Source organism: Virgisporangium aliadipatigenens (genome assembly GCF_016863615.1).
Taxonomy (GTDB): domain Bacteria; phylum Actinomycetota; class Actinomycetes; order Mycobacteriales; family Micromonosporaceae; genus Virgisporangium; species Virgisporangium aliadipatigenens.
The window spans coordinates 1-14,828 of sequence record NZ_BOPF01000056.1; the positions used below are offsets into that span (position 1 = coordinate 1).

Below are 14,828 nucleotides of genomic sequence, written 5' to 3' on the forward strand. Positions count from 1 at the left end.
ACCGAGGTTGCCCTCCTGGATCAGGTCCAGGAACGCCATGCCCCGTCCGGTGTAGCGCTTGGCGAGCGAGACGACCAGTCGGAGGTTGGCCTCGAGCAGGTGGTTCTTCGCGCGTTCGCCGTCGCGGCCGATCCACTCGAGGTCGCGGCGCATCGGGTTCTGGATCTGCTCGCCGGCCTCCTCGGCGGCGCGCAGCCGCTCGGCGGCGTACAGCCCGGCCTCGATCCGCTTGGCGAGCTCCACCTCCTGCTCGGCGTTGAGCAGCGGGACCTTGCCGATCTGCTTGAGGTACGCCCGGACGGAGTCGGCCGAGGCCGTCATCTCCGCGTCGCGGCGGGCCTGCTTGAGCGCCTCGGACTCCTCGTCGTCCCACGCGAAGTCGTCGTCGGCCTGGGCGTCGGCCTCGGCCGCCTGGGCCACCTCCGCCGGCTCCTCGACAATCTCCTCGATCTCGACGGCCATCGCCTCGGCCTCGAGGTCGCCCTCACCCGGCTCCTCGCCGGCGGGCGCACCGGGCTCGCCCGGCTTGGTGGCCTTGGCGGCGCCGGCCTTCGCGGGGGCCTTCGGCACCGGCCCCTTCGCGGCGGCCTTCGCCGGAGCCGCGGGGGCGGCGCCCGCCGCCTTGCGGACCGGGGCCGCCTTCGCCGGCCGGGCGGCCGCCGCGTCACCGCTCTCGGCGGGCTTCGCCGGCGCGGAGGTGCGCGCCGTCGCCGCCTTCGAGGCCGGGGTGGTGGCCCGTGCGGCGGACACGCGGCGGCGGCCGTTGGCCGAGTCGTCGACCACGATGTTGACGCTGGCCTCGGCGAGGGCGCGCAGCAGCTTCTTCGCCTGAGCGGGGTTGACCCCCGAGTCCTCGACCGCGGCTGCAACCTCCGCCGACGTCACCTGCCCGCCGGCGGCATTGGCCCGCGCGATGAGTGCGTCTGCGAGTGAACGGATGTCGGCGCCAGTCTGGCGGGCAACTGTCACGAACGACCTTCCCGTGGCTTTCGTCGAGCGGAGCCGACCCGGTCGATCGCGCGGCAGGGCCGCAAAAGAGGGACCGGGTAGTTGTCACTGGCCCGCACGCTGTCGATCGGGGTGATCCCTGACATGCGGGCAGGGGTGAATTGTAACGCCGTCAGCGGCGATCATCCGCCCGCGGCCACCCGGCGCGCGTCTGCGACGTGGTGTCAAGATTAGGCCCTGTGGCGACAGAACCCGCGGAACTGCTCACCGTTGCTCTCGGCGTGGCGCGCGAAGCGGCCGACCTGGCCCTCCGAATGCGCACCGACGGAGTGACCGGAATCGATACAAAATCGACGATCACCGACGTGGTCACCGCTGCCGACAAGGCCGTGGAGGATCTGGTGAAGTCGTCGTTGCAGCAGCTCAGGCCGGGTGATGCGGTCCTCGGCGAGGAAACCGGAGGCGCCGCCGAGCCCTCGGCGGGCGGTGCCGTGCGGTGGATCGTCGACCCGATCGACGGGACGGTCAACTATCTCTACGGGTTGCCGCAGTACGCCGTGTCGCTCGCGGCGGAGGTCGACGGCGTCGTGGTCGCCGGGGTCGTGCGCAATCCCGTCACGGGTCAGGAGTGGACGGCCGTCCGAGGCGGAGGCGCCTGGCGGGCCGGTCGGCGCCTCACCTGTTCGGCCCAGCGTGAACTCGGTCTCACGTTGATCGCGACCGGGTTCGGGTACGACGCGCGCCGGCGGGCCCATCAGGCCGCCGTGATTTCCAGGGTTCTCCCGAGGGTGCGCGACATCCGACGGTTCGGGGCGGCGTCGCTGGATCTGTGCCTGGCCGCCGAGGGCGCGGTCGACGCCTACTTCGAGAAGGGACTCGCCGCGTGGGACCGGGCGGCAGGGGGCCTCATCGCCGAGGAGGCGGGTCTGCGGGTCACCGGCCTACGCGGGGAGGGGCCGGGGCGCCGGTTCGTTCTGGCGGCGAATGAGGCCGTCTACGAAGAACTGCACGACCTGCTGGTCGAGGCCGACGCCGACGGCGGTCCCTGACGGGCGCGTCACTTCGCGTTGGCGTCGCAGGTGCCCTCGGGCAGCGGCGGGTTGCCGGCGACGGCCAGCGCCTGGTTGCTCTCGGTGAAGCTGCCCAGCTGCTTGAACTTGGTGCCGACGACGACGTCGATCACGTCGTCCTTGCGGTTGATGTCGAACGCGAGCTTGGCCTCATTGAGGAAGTAGGCGTTGACCAACCAGGCGGCGCCCACCTGCGAGGGCCCGTACCGGATGACGGCCACGTCGGTGACCTTCTTGCCCTCGGACTTCTCCTCGACGACCTGCACCTTGCGGCTGCGGAACGCCTCGGCGACCTGCGAGGCCAGGGACGACGTGTCGGTGCCGTTGAGCACCCGGACCTTGATCTGGTCGGCGGTGCTGGGCAGCTTCAGATTCACCGGAACGGCGTTGGCCGCACAGCCCTCCGCCCGCGTGTCGTCGGCCTGCCGGTCCTTGACGATGGCTACGGCGACGAGCACCGTGGCGCATACGACGAGCACACCGATGACGATGAGTGCCCTCAGGCGCGCCAGGCTCACTCCCACCAACTCCCCGTCCGAGCCAGGTTTTCCTGTCTGAACCCGGGCCGTTAACCGCCGAGGGTAGCGGGTACCCGGAAAAGCGCCAGATCAACCCCCGGCGCGCCGATGGCCCGCAACCCCTGTCGTGCTTCTAACGTTGTCCACCCCGGGCTGGTGTCGACTGAGTCACATCGGTAACAAATTGAGGTCCGGGGGCGTACATTTCTCAGACTTCGCCGGTAAGGTGCGCGCGCACGTCGGCTAATAGCAGCGGGACGGGCACCGAATCCGCGACCAGCGGTGTTACACCGGGGGACACCACCCGGCGCAGATCGACATAGGAGAGTGAAGAACCGATGGCCACCGACTACGACGCCCCCAGGCGTGACGAGGTCGACCTCGGCGAGGACAGCCTTGAGGAGTTGAAGTCCCGGCGGGTTGACGCACAGTCGGCCATCGTGGACGTCGACGAGACCGAGGTCGCCGAGACCTTTGAACTACCCGGCGCCGACCTGGCTGACGAGGAGCTGAGTGTGCGGGTCGTGCCGATGCAGGCCGACGAGTTCCGCTGCTCGCGTTGCTTCCTCGTGCACCACCGCAGCCAGCTCGCCGCCGAGCGCAACGGGGAGTACATCTGCCGCGAGTGTGCCTGACCGTTTGGCGTGACCGGCCAACGGGCACACACCGAACCACCCGCACCTGATTGACGGGAGGCAACGGCGATGACCCCACCGGACCGCGATCCTGAGGTGACCGACGCGGTAACGGAGCTTGTCGAGGAGGACGTCGAGCCGGCCAGGCGGCGCAAGCTGCTCGGCCGGCTCGTGCGCGCTCAGGCGAAGACGCGGGGCTTCGTCGGCACGCTCAGCCCGCGGGCGGCTGTCCGATGGATGACACAGGCCATCACCGATGTCGCCCCGCACCTACCGATCCGCGACCTGGAGACGTTGCGCAGGCACCACAACGGCAAGTCCGGGGACGAGCTCGCCGACCGCCTGATCCGCAACGCCGCCCGGGCCACGGCCGGTATCGGCGCCACCGGTGGCGGGGTCGCCGCGATCGAGTGGGTGGTCACCCCGGCCCTGCTGACCGCGCCGGTCCTGCTGGCCGCGGAGACCGTCGCGGTCGTCGCCATCGAGATCAAGCTCATCGGGGAACTGCACGAGGTCTACGGACAACCGGTACCGGGCAAGCCGACGGAACGCGCGGTCGCCCTCGTACAGGCGTGGGCACAGCGCCGCGGCGTCAACCCGCTGGCACCGGGACGCGGCATCGCGGCCGCGCTCGGGACGGCCGCGCGCAAGGAACTGCGCGAAAGGCTGGCCAAACGGTTCGGCCGGAACCTCACGACGTTGGGGCCGCTGATGACCGGTGCCGTGGTGGCCGGCGTGCTCAACCGGCGGGCGACGCTCCATCTCGCTGAAGAGGTGCAGCGGGACCTGCGGAAGAGCCGCCGAGCGCTGCCGCCAGGAGGCCGGGACGGCGGGAGCTGATCACCCAGTAGGGCGTGGGGTCGGCCGGGTCGTCGAGCACGATCTGCACGGCGCCGCCGATCCACGGCCGCTGGATCACGAACGCGAGCGGATCGGCGTGCGGCCCCAGCAGGTCGCGGCGGGCGTCCGCGTCCAGCGCAACGGCCTCCGCGATGAACTCCCGCGGCAGCCGGGCGTCGTCGACCCGCAGCTCGGCGTCGTCGACTTCGATGTCGATGCGGCCCAGCCGCCACAGCGCGTAGAGCACCAGCGGCACCAGGACCGCGTACGGCACGTAGGTCAGGACGCCGGGCCGGCCGAGGAAGATCTCCGCCGCCATCATGCCGGCCAGGGCCAGCGCGGCGAGCCACCACCACCACGGCACGGTGAGCCGTTCGCGGTAGGGGGAATCCATACCGAGAGGGTACGCGTGCCCAGGCGCGGGCGACCGGGCAGGATAGGGGCGACCAGAAGGAGAACTCCGTTGACCGAGACCCCCGTCGCGGTGGCCGTGCGGCGCCTGGACCCGCATCTGCCGCTGCCCGCTTACGCCCACCCGGGCGACGCGGGAGCCGACCTTTACGCCGCGCGCGATGTGGAGCTGGCGCCCGGTGAACGCGTTCTCGTCCCGACCGGGATCGCGATCGCACTGCCGGAGGGCTACGTGGGACTGGTGCACCCGCGCTCGGGACTGGCGGCGCGGCTGGGCGTCACGGTCCTCAACGCGCCGGGCACCGTCGACGCCGGCTACCGCGGGGAGATCCTGGTCAACCTGGTCAATCACGACCGCGCTAACGTGGCGAAGATCTCCCGTGGTGACCGGATCGCGCAACTGGTCGTTCAGCGGGTGGAGCGGGCGGTTTTCACCGTCGCCGACGAGTTGACCACGAGCAGTCGCGGCGCGGGCGGACACGGGTCCACGGGTGGGCAGGCCGATTTGGAGGCAGTTCAGTGATCTTCTCGCGGAAGAAGGCGGACAAGGGCAGGCACACCGCCCGCCGCCGCGAGCGGGACGACGTCGACACCGGGCCGGACGAGGAGGCGCCGAGCTCCGGGCGTTCCACCGGACCGTATGACGTGTCCGAGGCGCCGAAGGACGGCGACCGCATCGACCTCGGCGGACTCAAGGTCCCCGTCCCCTCGGGCGTGGAGCTGCGGGTGCAGGCCGACCCCGACGGACAGATCCAGAACGTCCTGCTCGCTGCCGACGACAGCCTGCTGCAGCTCGGCGCCTTCGCGGCACCGCGCACCGAGGGCATCTGGGACGAGGTCCGCGAGGACATCAAGGAGCAGCTGGTCCAGGACGGCGCGTCGGCGGACGAGATCGACGGCCCGTACGGCGTCGAGCTGCGCGGCCGCGTGCGGACGCCGGAGGGGACCACGGAGATCCGCTTCGTCGGCATCGACGGGCCGCGCTGGATGGTCCGCGCGGTGTATCAGGGCCGCGCGGCGAGCGACCCGGCGGCGGCCGCACCGCTCGACGCCGTCCTCGAAGGACTGGTGGTCGACCGGGGCCACGAGGCGATGCCGGTGCGCGATCCGCTGCCGCTGCGCCTGCCCCGCGAGATGCACGAGCAGGCCGGCGTGACCGCCCCGGAGGAGGCGCCCGCGGCGCCCGCCGCCGAGACGCCCGCGCCGCGCAAGCGTCCCTCGCCGCGGCCGCGTCGGTAGGGCTGTTCACGACGGGCGGCACCGCGCGCCATGATGGTGACGGTGCCGCCCGCGCGAGGAGATGACCACGCCGCCATGCCGAACCCACAGAATCCGATGAGCCGGTTCTTCCGGCGCATCTTCGCCAGTGAGGCGGAGCTGGACGCCGAGGAGCTCCAGCGCGACGCCGCCGAATCGGGCAGCACCCCCGCATGTGACGCACGGCGGGGCGAATTGTGCAGTGTCACCGGCCGGCTGCGAACGGTGGTCTACACTCCTCGCACCACGCTGCCGACACTCGAGGCCGAGCTGTACGACGGAAGCGACCTGGTGACGCTCGTCTGGCTGGGTCGCCGGCACATCCCCGGTATCCAGCCCGGTGCGTCGTTGACCGCGCGTGGTCGCATCGCGCTACGAGATCACCGTAAGGTCATCTACAACCCGTACTACGAGCTGGAAGCGACCTCATGACGCGGCCCGAACCGACGACGGAGACCTCCGTCCCCCTCGAGGAACAGCCCGAGCCGTCCTTCTCCGAACAGCTCTCCGAACAGCTCGGCGGCTGGCGCGGGCTGGTCGAGTCGAGCATCCCGGTGACCGTGTTCGTCATCGCGAACATGGTGTGGGAGCTGCGCCCCGCCGTCATCGTGGCGGTCGCGTCGGGCCTGCTCATCGGGGCGTTCCGGCTGGCCCGCAAGCAGCCGGTGCGGCACGCCGTCAACGGCCTGTTCGGGATCTTCCTGGGCGCTTTTCTCGCCTGGCGCAGCGGCGAGGCGCGGGACTTCTACCTCCCCGGCATCCTGATCAGCACCGGCTACACCATCGCGATGCTGATCTCGGTGGCCCTTCGCTGGCCGATCGTGGGCTACGTGTGGTCCGTGGTGGTAGACGGGGGCCGCACGCGCTGGCGGGACGAGCCGGTGCTGCTGAAGACGTTCAGCAAGCTGACCGTGATCTGGGCGGTCGTGTACTTCCTGAAGGTCGGCGCCCAGGCCCTGCTGTACCTCGCGCACAAGGACGACCTGCTGGGCATCGCCCGGCTCGTGCTGGGCTGGCCGCCCTACGCGCTGCTGCTGGCGTTCACGGCTTGGTACGCGCGGCGGGTGACCCGCCAACTGGCCTAGGCGGCGACGAGTTCCGGGTGCGCTCGACGCTGTCGGCCCCCAGGATCACCGCCCGCACCCCGTCCTCGACCTCGGACGTGCAGACGAAGACCAGTTCGTCGCCGGCCTCCAGCGGGTCGTCGGGGCTCGGCACCAGCACCCGCTTGCCGCGCAGGATCGCCACCAGCGCCGAGTCGCGCGGCAGCGGCACGTCCCGCACGGGATGACCGACGAACGGCGCCGTCTCCGGCAGCGTGATCTCGACCAGGTTGGCCTCGCTCTGCCGGAACGTCATCAGCCGCACCAGGTCGCCCACGGTCACCGCCTCCTCGACGAGGGCGGCCATCAGGCGCGGCTTGGAGACGGAGACGTCGACGCCCCACTGCTCGTTGAAGAGCCACTCGTTCTCGGCGCGGTTGACCCGGGCCACCACGCGGGCCACGGCGAACTCCGTCTTCGCCAGCAGCGACACCACCAGGTTGACCTTGTCGTCGCCGGTGGCCGCCACGACCACGTCGCAGCCGGACAGGTCGGCCTCCTGGAGGCTGGACAGCTCGCACGCGTCGGCGAGGATCCACTCGGCCTGCGGGACCCGTTCGGGGCGGACCATGCTGGCCTGGCGCTCGATGAGCATCACCTGGTGCCCGTTGTCGATCAGTTCCTGGGCGATGGAGCGGCCCACGTTGCCGGCTCCCGCGATCGCGATCCTCATGCGGGCTTCTCCTCGGGCGTGGCCGCGCCGGTCTGCAGCACGGTCGGCACCATGTCATCGGTGACGAGCATGAATACCTGATCCCCGTCCTGCAACGCCATCGAGGGGGTGGGCAGCACGCCGAGCCCGAACCGCATGACGTACGCCACGCGGGCGCCGGTGGCCTCCTCGAGGGCGCGCAGCGGCTTGCCGACCCAGCCGTTGTGCACCGCCATCTCGATGATGGAGACCTTGCCGGTGGGCTCGCGCCAGACCTCGGTGGTGTCGTCGCGCACGATGTGACGCAGCATCCGGTCGGCCGTCCACCGCACCGTGGCGACCGTGGGGATGCCGAGCCGCTCGTACACCTCGGCGCGCTTGGCGTCGTAGATGCGGGCGACGACGCGCTGGACGCCGAACGTCTCGCGGGCCACCCGGGCACCGATGATGTTGGAGTTGTCGCCGTTGGAGACGGCCGCGAAGGCGTCGGCGCGTTCGATGCCGGCGGAGATCAGCACCTCCCGGTCGAAGCCGACCCCGGTCACTGTCAGTCCCCGGTACTCGGAGCCGAGACGCCGGAACGCGTCCGGGTTGACGTCGATCATCGCGACGGTGTGGCCGCGCGCCTCAAGGCTTTGGGCGAGGGTCGAACCAACCCGACCACAGCCCATGATCACCACGTGCACTCGGGTCCCTTTCACGGTGCGTCAGTGCCACGGGTGAGCATGACATGCCGTGGCGATACCGGGGTGGTCGGGCGGAGGAGTCGCCGGGACAGCCGTACCCTTGAAGCCCGTGGCCTCACCCACTTCCCTGTTCAAGCGGCTGCTGGTCGGCCGGGCGCTCCGCTCGGACAACCTTCAGCACACGCTGCTGCCCAAACGCGTCGCGTTACCCGTGTTCGCGTCCGACGCCCTCTCCTCGGTGGCGTACGCGCCGGACGAGATCCTCCTGACGCTCTCGATCGCGGGAGCGGCGGCGTACGTGTACTCGCCGTGGATCGCGCTCGCCGTGGCGGTGATCATGGTGACGGTGGTGGCGAGCTACCGGCAGAACGTGCACGCCTACCCCTCCGGCGGCGGCGACTACGAGGTGGCCACGGTCAACCTCGGGCCGCGCTTCGGGCTCGGGGTCGGCAGCGCGCTCCTGGTCGACTACATCCTCACGGTGGCCGTGTCGGTCTCCTCCGGCGTGTCGAACCTCGGCTCGGCCGTGCCGTACGTCGCCGAGCACAAGGTGCTGATCGCCGTTCTGGCCGTGGCGGTGCTGACCGCCATGAACCTGCGTGGGCTCAAGGAGTCGGGGACGGCGTTCGCGATCCCGACGTACGGGTTCATGATCGTGATCCTGGGCATGATCGCCACCGGCTTCGTCAAGATCTACCTGCTCGGCGACGACCTGCGCGCGCCCAGCGCCGGCCTGCACGTCATCGCCGAAGAGGGCCACGACCACATGGAGAGCTTCGCGTTCGCGTTCCTCCTGCTGCGGACGTTCTCCTCGGGGTGTGCGGCGCTGACCGGTGTCGAGGCGATCTCCAACGGGGTGCCGGCGTTCAAGCAGCCGAAGAGCCGCAACGCCGCCACCACGCTGCTGTGGCTCGGGACCATCGCGATCATCATGCTCACCGGCATCGTGATGCTGGCCCAGAAGACCGGGCTGCAGTTCGTCGAGGACCCGGCCGAACAGATCACCGACGGCGCCGGCTACGTGCAGAAGACCGTCACCGTGCAGCTCGCCGAGACGGTCTTCGGCAGCGGCTCCGCGCTCATCTACGTCGTCGCCGGGATGACCGCGCTGATCCTGTTCCTCGCCGCCAACACGGCGTTCAGCGGGTTCCCGGTGCTCGGGTCGATCCTGGCCCAGGACCGGTACCTGCCGCGTCAGCTGCACACCCGCGGCGACCGGCTGGCGTTCTCCAACGGCATCGTCACGCTCGCGCTGCTGGCGATCGTGCTCATCGTGGCGTTCCAGGCCGAGGTGACCCGGCTGATCCAGCTCTACATCGTCGGGGTGTTCGTGTCGTTCACCCTGTCGCAGACCGGCATGGTCCGGCACTGGAACAGGCTGCTGCGCACCGAACGCGACGCGAAGGCGCGGGCCCGGATGATCCGCTCGCGGGCGATCAACATGTTCGGCCTGACGATGACGGGCGGCGTGCTCATCGTGGTGCTCGTCACGAAGTTCCTCCTGGGGGCCTGGATCGCGATCGTGGCGATGGCGGTGATCTTCGTGCTGATGACGGGCATCAGGAAGCACTACGACACCGTCGCGGCGGAGCTGACCCCGAGCGAGGAACGCCCGATGCTGCCCTCGCGCAACCACGCCGTGGTGCTGATCAGCAAGCTGCACAAGCCCACGATGCGGGCGTTGGCCTACGCCAAGGCGACCCGCCCCGACACGCTCACCGGCGTCACCGTGAACGTCGACGACAACGACACCCGCGCGCTGCAGGAGGAGTGGGAACGGCGGGAGATCCCGGTGCCGCTGACCGTCGTCGACTCGCCGTACCGGGAGATCACGCGGCCGATCATCGACTTCGTGAAGGGGCTGCGGCGCGACTCCCCGCGGGACGTCGTGACCGTGTTCATCCCCGAGTACGTCGTGGGCCGCTGGTGGGAGAACCTGCTGCACAACCAGAGCGCGCTGCGGCTCAAGGGGCGGCTGCTCTTCGAGCCGGGCGTCATGGTCACGAGCGTTCCATGGCAGCTGAAGTCGCTGGAGAACCGCAACATCGAACGGCTCGACGCGACTCTTGTGCGCGGACCTGCCCGTGGACCGCGAGGGGAGTCGCTCGGTGAGTGAGATCACGGTCGGGCCGGTGGCCCACGGCGGGCACTGCGTCGCGCGGCCCGACGACGGACCGGTGCTCTTCGTGCGGCACGCGCTGCCCGGCGAGAAGGTGCGCGTCGAGATCACCGAGAAGAAGTCCGGCTTCTGGCGGGCCGACGCGGTCGAGATCCTCGAACCGTCGCCGGAGCGCACCGCCCCGCCGTGCCCGTACGCGCGCCCCGGGGCGTGCGGGGGCTGCGACTTCCAGCACGCGCTCCCGCCGGCGCAGCGTGCGCTGAAGGCGGCCGTGGTGCGGGAGCAGCTGCAGCGACTCGCCGGCGTCGAGCTGCCGGTCGAGGTCGCGGAACTCCCCGGCGGGCCGCTCGGTTGGCGCTCCCGGGTGCAGTTCGCGGTGTCGGACGACGGCGGGCTGGGCTTCCACCGGCACCGCTCGTCGGAGGTGATCCCGGTCGACGAGTGCCCGATCGCGCACCCGGCGATCAACGCCCTGGACCTGCCCGGGCGGAAGTGGGAGGGCCTGTCGGCGGTCGAGGCGGTCGTCACCTCCGGCGGCGACGTGGCGGTGCTGACCCGGCCGACCGCGGCACCGACCCCACGCCGGGGACCCGCGCACCGGCACCACGCGCCGCTGCGCCTGTACGACGGGCCCGAGATCGTGCGCGAGACGGTCGGCGGCCGGGAGTGGCGGATCGATCCCGCCGGCTTCTGGCAGGTGCACCCCGCCGCCCCGGACACGCTCGCGGCGACCGTGCGGGAACTGCTCGACCCGCAGCCGCGGGAGACCGCCTGGGACCTGTACGCCGGTGCCGGGATCTTCGCCGCCGCGCTCGCGCCGCACCTGTACCGGGTGGCGGCGGTGGAGTCGGACCGGCGTTCGGTCGCGGCGGCCCGCCGGAGCCTGCGGGACCTGACGAACGTGCGGGTCGTCGACGCCGACGTGCGGCGTGCGCTGGCCGACCCCCGGTGGCGGAGCGTGGACCTGGTGGTCCTGGATCCGCCACGGTCGGGGGCCGGCCGTGCGGTGGTCGAGGCGATCGCGCAGCGGGGACCGCGGGCGGTGGCGTACGTGGCCTGCGATCCGGCGGCGTTCGCGCGGGATGTGGCGACCTTCGCCGCGCACGGCTATCGCCTGGAGACGGTGCGCGGCTTCGACGCGTTCCCGATGACGCACCACGTCGAGTGCGTTGGGCTGCTGACTCGCTGATCTTGCAGTTGTGGCGCCCGGCGTGCCCCGATTCGGGGCGATGAATCCGCGCCACAACTGCAAGATCGACGCAAGCCCGGTCACTCGAACTCGGTGCCGCCCTTGCGGGTGAGGTACTTCGGGCTGACGAACTTGCCGATCGCGCGGCCGGCCGTCACCTCGGACCAGCGGTCGGTCGCCGGGCGGATCACGACGCCCTCCCGGATGTGCGCGCCGCCGCCGAGCACCGTGCTGCCGTCGGCCAGCGCGATCAGCGCCTCCTCGTCGTACGGGCCCTCGTACAGCGTCGGGACCAGCGGCAGCGCGTCGCCGGCCGCCTCGACCAGCGCCGCGGGGTCGAGCCAGACGATCCCGCGGTCGGGCAGGTCCAGCGCGATGTCGAACGCCGCGAACCCCGGCTCGACGCCCGCGTTGACCTTGTAGCCCAGGTCCTGCACGCCCTGCCCGTAGACCTCGCCGAAGACGCCGACGCGCGCCGCCCCGTGACGCCGCAGCAGGTCGAGGGCGAACTCTGCCACCCGGTGCGCCCGCACCGCGCGCCAGTACAGGTTGCGCGGCGACTCCACGATCCCGAGGCGCTGGTGCCCGAACCCCTTGGAGGTGACGAACGTGCTGCCGTCGGCGAGCACGGTCGTCAGGCAGGCCGTGCCGTGGATCTTCTCCGTCGCGACGACCGGCTCACCGGGGGTGAACAGCGTCGGGTAGCGGCGGATGTTCTCCACCTCGAGCCAGGGGAGCAGCCCCGGGGCGCTGACCATCTCGCCCGACATGTGCGCCGGGATCTCCGGTACCCACTTGGTGATCCCGAGCAGGTCGGCGAAGTTGGTGCGCTCGTCGTGATGACGTTCCAGATCGAGATCCCGAACGGCCGACGGGCGGCAGACGATGCCCTGGGAGATCTCGCCGCGCAGGCGGACGGCCTTGACCCGGTCGTGGTCCTTCCCGGCGAGCATGCCGGTCAGGCCGAGCTCCTCGATCAGCGCGGCCGGCAGGACGGAACCCTCCGGGACGTAGATCGCGTATTCGCCCGTCCGGTAGGCCCCCTTCGCGACGACGGCCCGGTAGAGGCCGACCTGGGCCAGTTCGAGGGCATCGGCGTTGGTGTGCTCGTGGATGACGAGCCGCTCGGCGGTGACGGTCAGGGTCGACATGTCACTACGATCGGGATGGATATCCGCTTGCGGCAATCGGATTAAGGCCTGATCCACCGGCCAGGGCGAGTCTGCGGCGAGGTCCAGGCGTCGCGTCGCCAGTCGGCGGGGCGCCCGGATACCGGTGTTGTATCCGGGTGGCTCGCCGGCGCCGCGAGGCGGCGTCTGGGCCCGGCGCAGGCCGCCACTGGCCGGCGGACCAGGCCTTAAGCACCTGTGAAGGTTTGTCGCAGGTCAGGCACGTTCGGGATGCGTTGCCAGTTCACGTGGATAGACTCGCCCCTCATGAGCGAGCAGAGTGATCCCGTCACCGGCGAGCGGCTGATCGACCGGATCCGGAGTCCGCACGACCTCAGGTCTCTCGACGCCGGCCAGGCCTCCGTGCTGGCCGCCGAGATCCGCGACTTCCTGGTCCAGAAGGTCGCCCGCACCGGTGGGCACCTCGGCCCCAACCTCGGGGTCGTCGAGATCACGCTGGCGCTGCACCGGGTGTTCGACTCGCCGAAGGACCGGATCCTCTTCGACACCGGCCACCAGTCGTACGTGCACAAGATCGTGACCGGTCGGCACGAGGGCTTCGACCTGCTCCGCCAGCGCGGTGGCCTCACCGGCTACCCGAGCCAGGCCGAGAGCGAGCACGACATCATCGAGAACTCGCACGCCTCCACCGCGCTCTCCTACGCCGACGGGCTGTCGAAGGCGTACGCGCTGCGCGGCGAGAAGCGGTTCGTGGTGCCGGTCGTGGGCGACGGGGCGCTCACCGGCGGCATGTGCTGGGAGGCGCTCAACAACATCGCCGGTGCGCAGAATCCGGTCGTGATCATCGTGAACGACAACGGCCGCTCGTACTCGCCGACCATCGGCGGGCTCGCCGACCACCTGTCGACGCTGCGCCTCAACCCGGGCTACGAGAAGGTGCTCGACCTGGTGCGCGAGTCGCTCGGGCGCACTCCGCTCGTCGGCGCGCCGCTGTACGAGGCGCTGCACGCCGTCAAGAAGGGCATCAAGGACGCCGTCGCGCCGCAGGCGATGTTCGAGGATCTCGGCATCAAGTACGTGGGGCCGGTCGACGGGCACGACCTCGAGGCGATGGAAGCCGCGCTGCGCAAGGCGAAGGGCTTCGGCGGGCCGGTGATCGTCCATGCGGTGACGCGCAAGGGGTACGGGTACCGGCCGGCCGAGGACGACGAGGCGGACTGCCTGCACGGGCCGGGGCCGTTCGACGTGGAGACGGGCAAGCCGACCGCGCCGTCGTCGCTCAAGTGGACCAGCGTCTTCGCGGACGAACTGGTGACCGTCGCCGACGAGCGGGCCGACGTCGTGGGCATCACCGCCGCGATGGCCGGGCCGACCGGGATCGCGAAGCTCATGCGCAAGTACCCGGAACGCGCCTACGACGTGGGCATCGCCGAGCAGCACGCCGCCACGATGGCCGCGGGGCTGGCCATCGGCGGGCTGCACCCGGTGGTGGCCGTCTACGCCACGTTCCTCAATCGGGCGTTCGACCAGGTGCTGCTGGACGTCGCGATGCACAAGCTGCCGGTGACGTTCGTGCTCGACCGGGCGGGGATCACCGGACCGGACGGGCCGTCGCACTACGGCGTCTGGGACATGTCGGTGTTCGGGGTCGTTCCGGGGCTGCGCATCGCGGCGCCCCGCGACGCGGCGTCGCTGCGGCGGGAGTTCCGCGAGGCGGTGGCGGTCGAGGACGGGCCGACGATCGTCCGGTTCCCCACCGGCTCGGTGCCCGCCGATCTCCCGGCCGTCGACACCGTGGGGCCGGTCGACGTTCTGGTCGAGGGCGGCTCCGATGTCCTGCTGGTCGCCGTCGGGGCCATGGCGCACGTCGCGGTCGACGTCGCCGCGCGTCTGACCGGGCAGGGTTACACCGTGACGGTTGTCGATCCGCGGTGGGTCCGGCCCGTTCCGGTCGAACTGGTCGGACTGGCCGCCGCGCACCGGATGGTCGTGACGGTGGAGGACGGCATGCGGGCCGGCGGCGTCGGTGACGCGGTAGCCAAGCTGCTGCGCGACAACGGCGTCTACGTGCCGCTGCGCGACCTGGGTGTGGAGGCGGGGTTCCACCCGCACGGCACCCGCGCGGAGATCATGGCCGAGCTGGGGCTGACCGCTCAGGACGTGGCCCGTCAGGTCACCGGCTGGCTCGCTGAGCTGCCCGTCCACGTGCCGGCTCAGAATAAGGTAACGATTTGATATACCGGATCGACGTGAGCCGCCGCACAATGGAT

The 14,828-nt window shown here is 70.9% G+C and carries 16 protein-coding genes; 10 read left to right on the plus strand and 6 right to left on the minus strand.

Annotated elements, in window-relative coordinates:
* On the minus strand, nucleotides 1-969 hold a 969-nt coding region (locus Val02_RS48490; RefSeq protein WP_275415677.1), incomplete at its 3' end, for a sigma-70 factor domain-containing protein.
* Nucleotides 970-1,187: 218 nt separating this feature from the next.
* Between Val02_RS48490 and Val02_RS43555 the strand changes: the two genes are divergently transcribed.
* Nucleotides 1,188-1,997 carry an inositol monophosphatase family protein gene (locus Val02_RS43555; RefSeq protein WP_239153786.1) on the plus strand — a complete coding sequence of 270 codons (810 nt, stop codon included), beginning with the start codon at nucleotides 1,188-1,190 and terminating at the stop codon, nucleotides 1,995-1,997.
* Nucleotides 1,998-2,005: 8 nt separating this feature from the next.
* Here the strand turns inward: Val02_RS43555 and Val02_RS43560 are convergent, their stop codons facing one another.
* Nucleotides 2,006-2,536, minus strand: a complete 531-nt coding sequence (locus Val02_RS43560) for a LytR C-terminal domain-containing protein (protein ID WP_203905242.1) — start codon at nucleotides 2,534-2,536, stop codon at nucleotides 2,006-2,008.
* Nucleotides 2,537-2,874: 338 nt separating this feature from the next.
* On the opposite strand from Val02_RS43560, the gene Val02_RS43565 reads away from it, so the two are divergent.
* Together Val02_RS43565 and Val02_RS43570 are read left to right on the plus strand one after the other, a co-directional pair.
* Nucleotides 2,875-3,171: a DUF4193 domain-containing protein gene (locus Val02_RS43565; RefSeq protein WP_203905243.1), complete on the plus strand. Its 297-nt coding sequence runs from the start codon at nucleotides 2,875-2,877 to the stop codon at nucleotides 3,169-3,171.
* 69 nt (nucleotides 3,172-3,240) lie between these two features.
* The gene (locus Val02_RS43570) at nucleotides 3,241-4,011 is read left to right on the plus strand and encodes a hypothetical protein (protein ID WP_203905244.1); all 771 of its coding nucleotides are present in this window, start codon (nucleotides 3,241-3,243) and stop codon (nucleotides 4,009-4,011) included.
* On the opposite strand, the gene Val02_RS43575 is transcribed toward Val02_RS43570, so the two are convergent.
* Nucleotides 3,911-4,405 (minus strand): DUF3093 domain-containing protein, encoded by a 495-nt coding sequence (locus Val02_RS43575; protein ID WP_203905245.1) that lies wholly within the window; start codon nucleotides 4,403-4,405, stop codon nucleotides 3,911-3,913. The genes Val02_RS43570 and Val02_RS43575 overlap by 101 nt on opposite strands.
* Before the next feature lie 69 nt (nucleotides 4,406-4,474).
* Between Val02_RS43575 and dut the strand changes: the two genes are divergently transcribed.
* The 4 genes from dut to Val02_RS43595 all read left to right on the plus strand — a co-directional run bounded on the left by dut (nucleotide 4,475) and on the right by Val02_RS43595 (nucleotide 6,764).
* A complete protein-coding gene (gene dut / locus Val02_RS43580; RefSeq protein WP_203905246.1) occupies nucleotides 4,475-4,945 on the plus strand; it encodes a dUTP diphosphatase in 471 nt (156 codons plus the stop codon).
* The gene (locus Val02_RS43585) at nucleotides 4,942-5,661 is read left to right on the plus strand and encodes a DUF3710 domain-containing protein (protein WP_203905247.1); all 720 of its coding nucleotides are present in this window, start codon (nucleotides 4,942-4,944) and stop codon (nucleotides 5,659-5,661) included. The genes dut and Val02_RS43585 overlap by 4 nt, the downstream gene beginning before the upstream one ends.
* Before the next feature lie 75 nt (nucleotides 5,662-5,736).
* A complete protein-coding gene (locus tag Val02_RS43590) occupies nucleotides 5,737-6,111 on the plus strand; it encodes an OB-fold nucleic acid binding domain-containing protein (protein WP_203905280.1) in 375 nt (124 codons plus the stop codon).
* Entirely contained in the window at nucleotides 6,108-6,764 is a 657-nt protein-coding gene (locus Val02_RS43595) for a DUF3159 domain-containing protein (protein WP_203905248.1), read from the plus strand. The genes Val02_RS43590 and Val02_RS43595 overlap by 4 nt, the downstream gene beginning before the upstream one ends.
* On the opposite strand, the gene Val02_RS43600 is transcribed toward Val02_RS43595, so the two are convergent.
* Both Val02_RS43600 and Val02_RS43605 read right to left on the minus strand, forming a co-directional pair.
* The gene (locus Val02_RS43600) at nucleotides 6,721-7,455 is read right to left on the minus strand and encodes a potassium channel family protein (protein WP_203905249.1); all 735 of its coding nucleotides are present in this window, start codon (nucleotides 7,453-7,455) and stop codon (nucleotides 6,721-6,723) included. The two genes, Val02_RS43595 and Val02_RS43600, sit on opposite strands and share 44 nt — an antisense overlap.
* Complete coding sequence (locus Val02_RS43605) at nucleotides 7,452-8,120, minus strand: potassium channel family protein (protein WP_203905281.1); 669 nt, start codon at nucleotides 8,118-8,120, stop codon at nucleotides 7,452-7,454. The genes Val02_RS43600 and Val02_RS43605 overlap by 4 nt, the downstream gene beginning before the upstream one ends.
* A gap of 109 nt (nucleotides 8,121-8,229) precedes the next feature.
* Between Val02_RS43605 and Val02_RS43610 the strand changes: the two genes are divergently transcribed.
* Both Val02_RS43610 and Val02_RS43615 read left to right on the plus strand, forming a co-directional pair.
* On the plus strand, nucleotides 8,230-10,236 hold the full coding sequence (locus Val02_RS43610) for an APC family permease (protein WP_203905250.1): 2,007 nt from the start codon (nucleotides 8,230-8,232) through the stop codon (nucleotides 10,234-10,236).
* The gene (locus Val02_RS43615; protein ID WP_239153787.1) at nucleotides 10,229-11,428 is read left to right on the plus strand and encodes a class I SAM-dependent RNA methyltransferase; all 1,200 of its coding nucleotides are present in this window, start codon (nucleotides 10,229-10,231) and stop codon (nucleotides 11,426-11,428) included. Before Val02_RS43610 ends, Val02_RS43615 begins: the two co-directional genes overlap by 8 nt.
* Nucleotides 11,429-11,508: 80 nt before the next feature.
* Here the strand turns inward: Val02_RS43615 and Val02_RS43620 are convergent, their stop codons facing one another.
* The gene (locus Val02_RS43620) at nucleotides 11,509-12,579 is read right to left on the minus strand and encodes an RNA ligase (ATP) (RefSeq protein WP_203905251.1); all 1,071 of its coding nucleotides are present in this window, start codon (nucleotides 12,577-12,579) and stop codon (nucleotides 11,509-11,511) included.
* A 285-nt stretch (nucleotides 12,580-12,864) separates the two neighbouring features.
* On the opposite strand from Val02_RS43620, the gene dxs reads away from it, so the two are divergent.
* Nucleotides 12,865-14,793 carry a 1-deoxy-D-xylulose-5-phosphate synthase gene (dxs, locus tag Val02_RS43625; RefSeq protein ID WP_203905252.1) on the plus strand — a complete coding sequence of 643 codons (1,929 nt, stop codon included), beginning with the start codon at nucleotides 12,865-12,867 and terminating at the stop codon, nucleotides 14,791-14,793.
* Nucleotides 14,794-14,828 lie beyond the last annotated feature (35 nt).

Coding starts and splice junctions, on each gene's coding strand:
- Val02_RS43565 (WP_203905243.1), top strand. CDS start 2,875: ATGGCCACCGACTACGACGCCCCCAGGCGTGACGAGGTCGACCTCGGC.
- Val02_RS43570 (WP_203905244.1), top strand. CDS start 3,241: ATGACCCCACCGGACCGCGATCCTGAGGTGACCGACGCGGTAACGGAG.
- Val02_RS43575 (WP_203905245.1), bottom strand. CDS start 4,405: ATGGATTCCCCCTACCGCGAACGGCTCACCGTGCCGTGGTGGTGGTGG.
- Val02_RS43590 (WP_203905280.1), top strand. CDS start 5,737: ATGCCGAACCCACAGAATCCGATGAGCCGGTTCTTCCGGCGCATCTTC.
- Val02_RS43595 (WP_203905248.1), top strand. CDS start 6,108: ATGACGCGGCCCGAACCGACGACGGAGACCTCCGTCCCCCTCGAGGAA.
- Val02_RS43600 (WP_203905249.1), bottom strand. CDS start 7,455: ATGAGGATCGCGATCGCGGGAGCCGGCAACGTGGGCCGCTCCATCGCC.
- Val02_RS43620 (WP_203905251.1), bottom strand. CDS start 12,579: ATGTCGACCCTGACCGTCACCGCCGAGCGGCTCGTCATCCACGAGCAC.
- dxs (WP_203905252.1), top strand. CDS start 12,865: ATGAGCGAGCAGAGTGATCCCGTCACCGGCGAGCGGCTGATCGACCGG.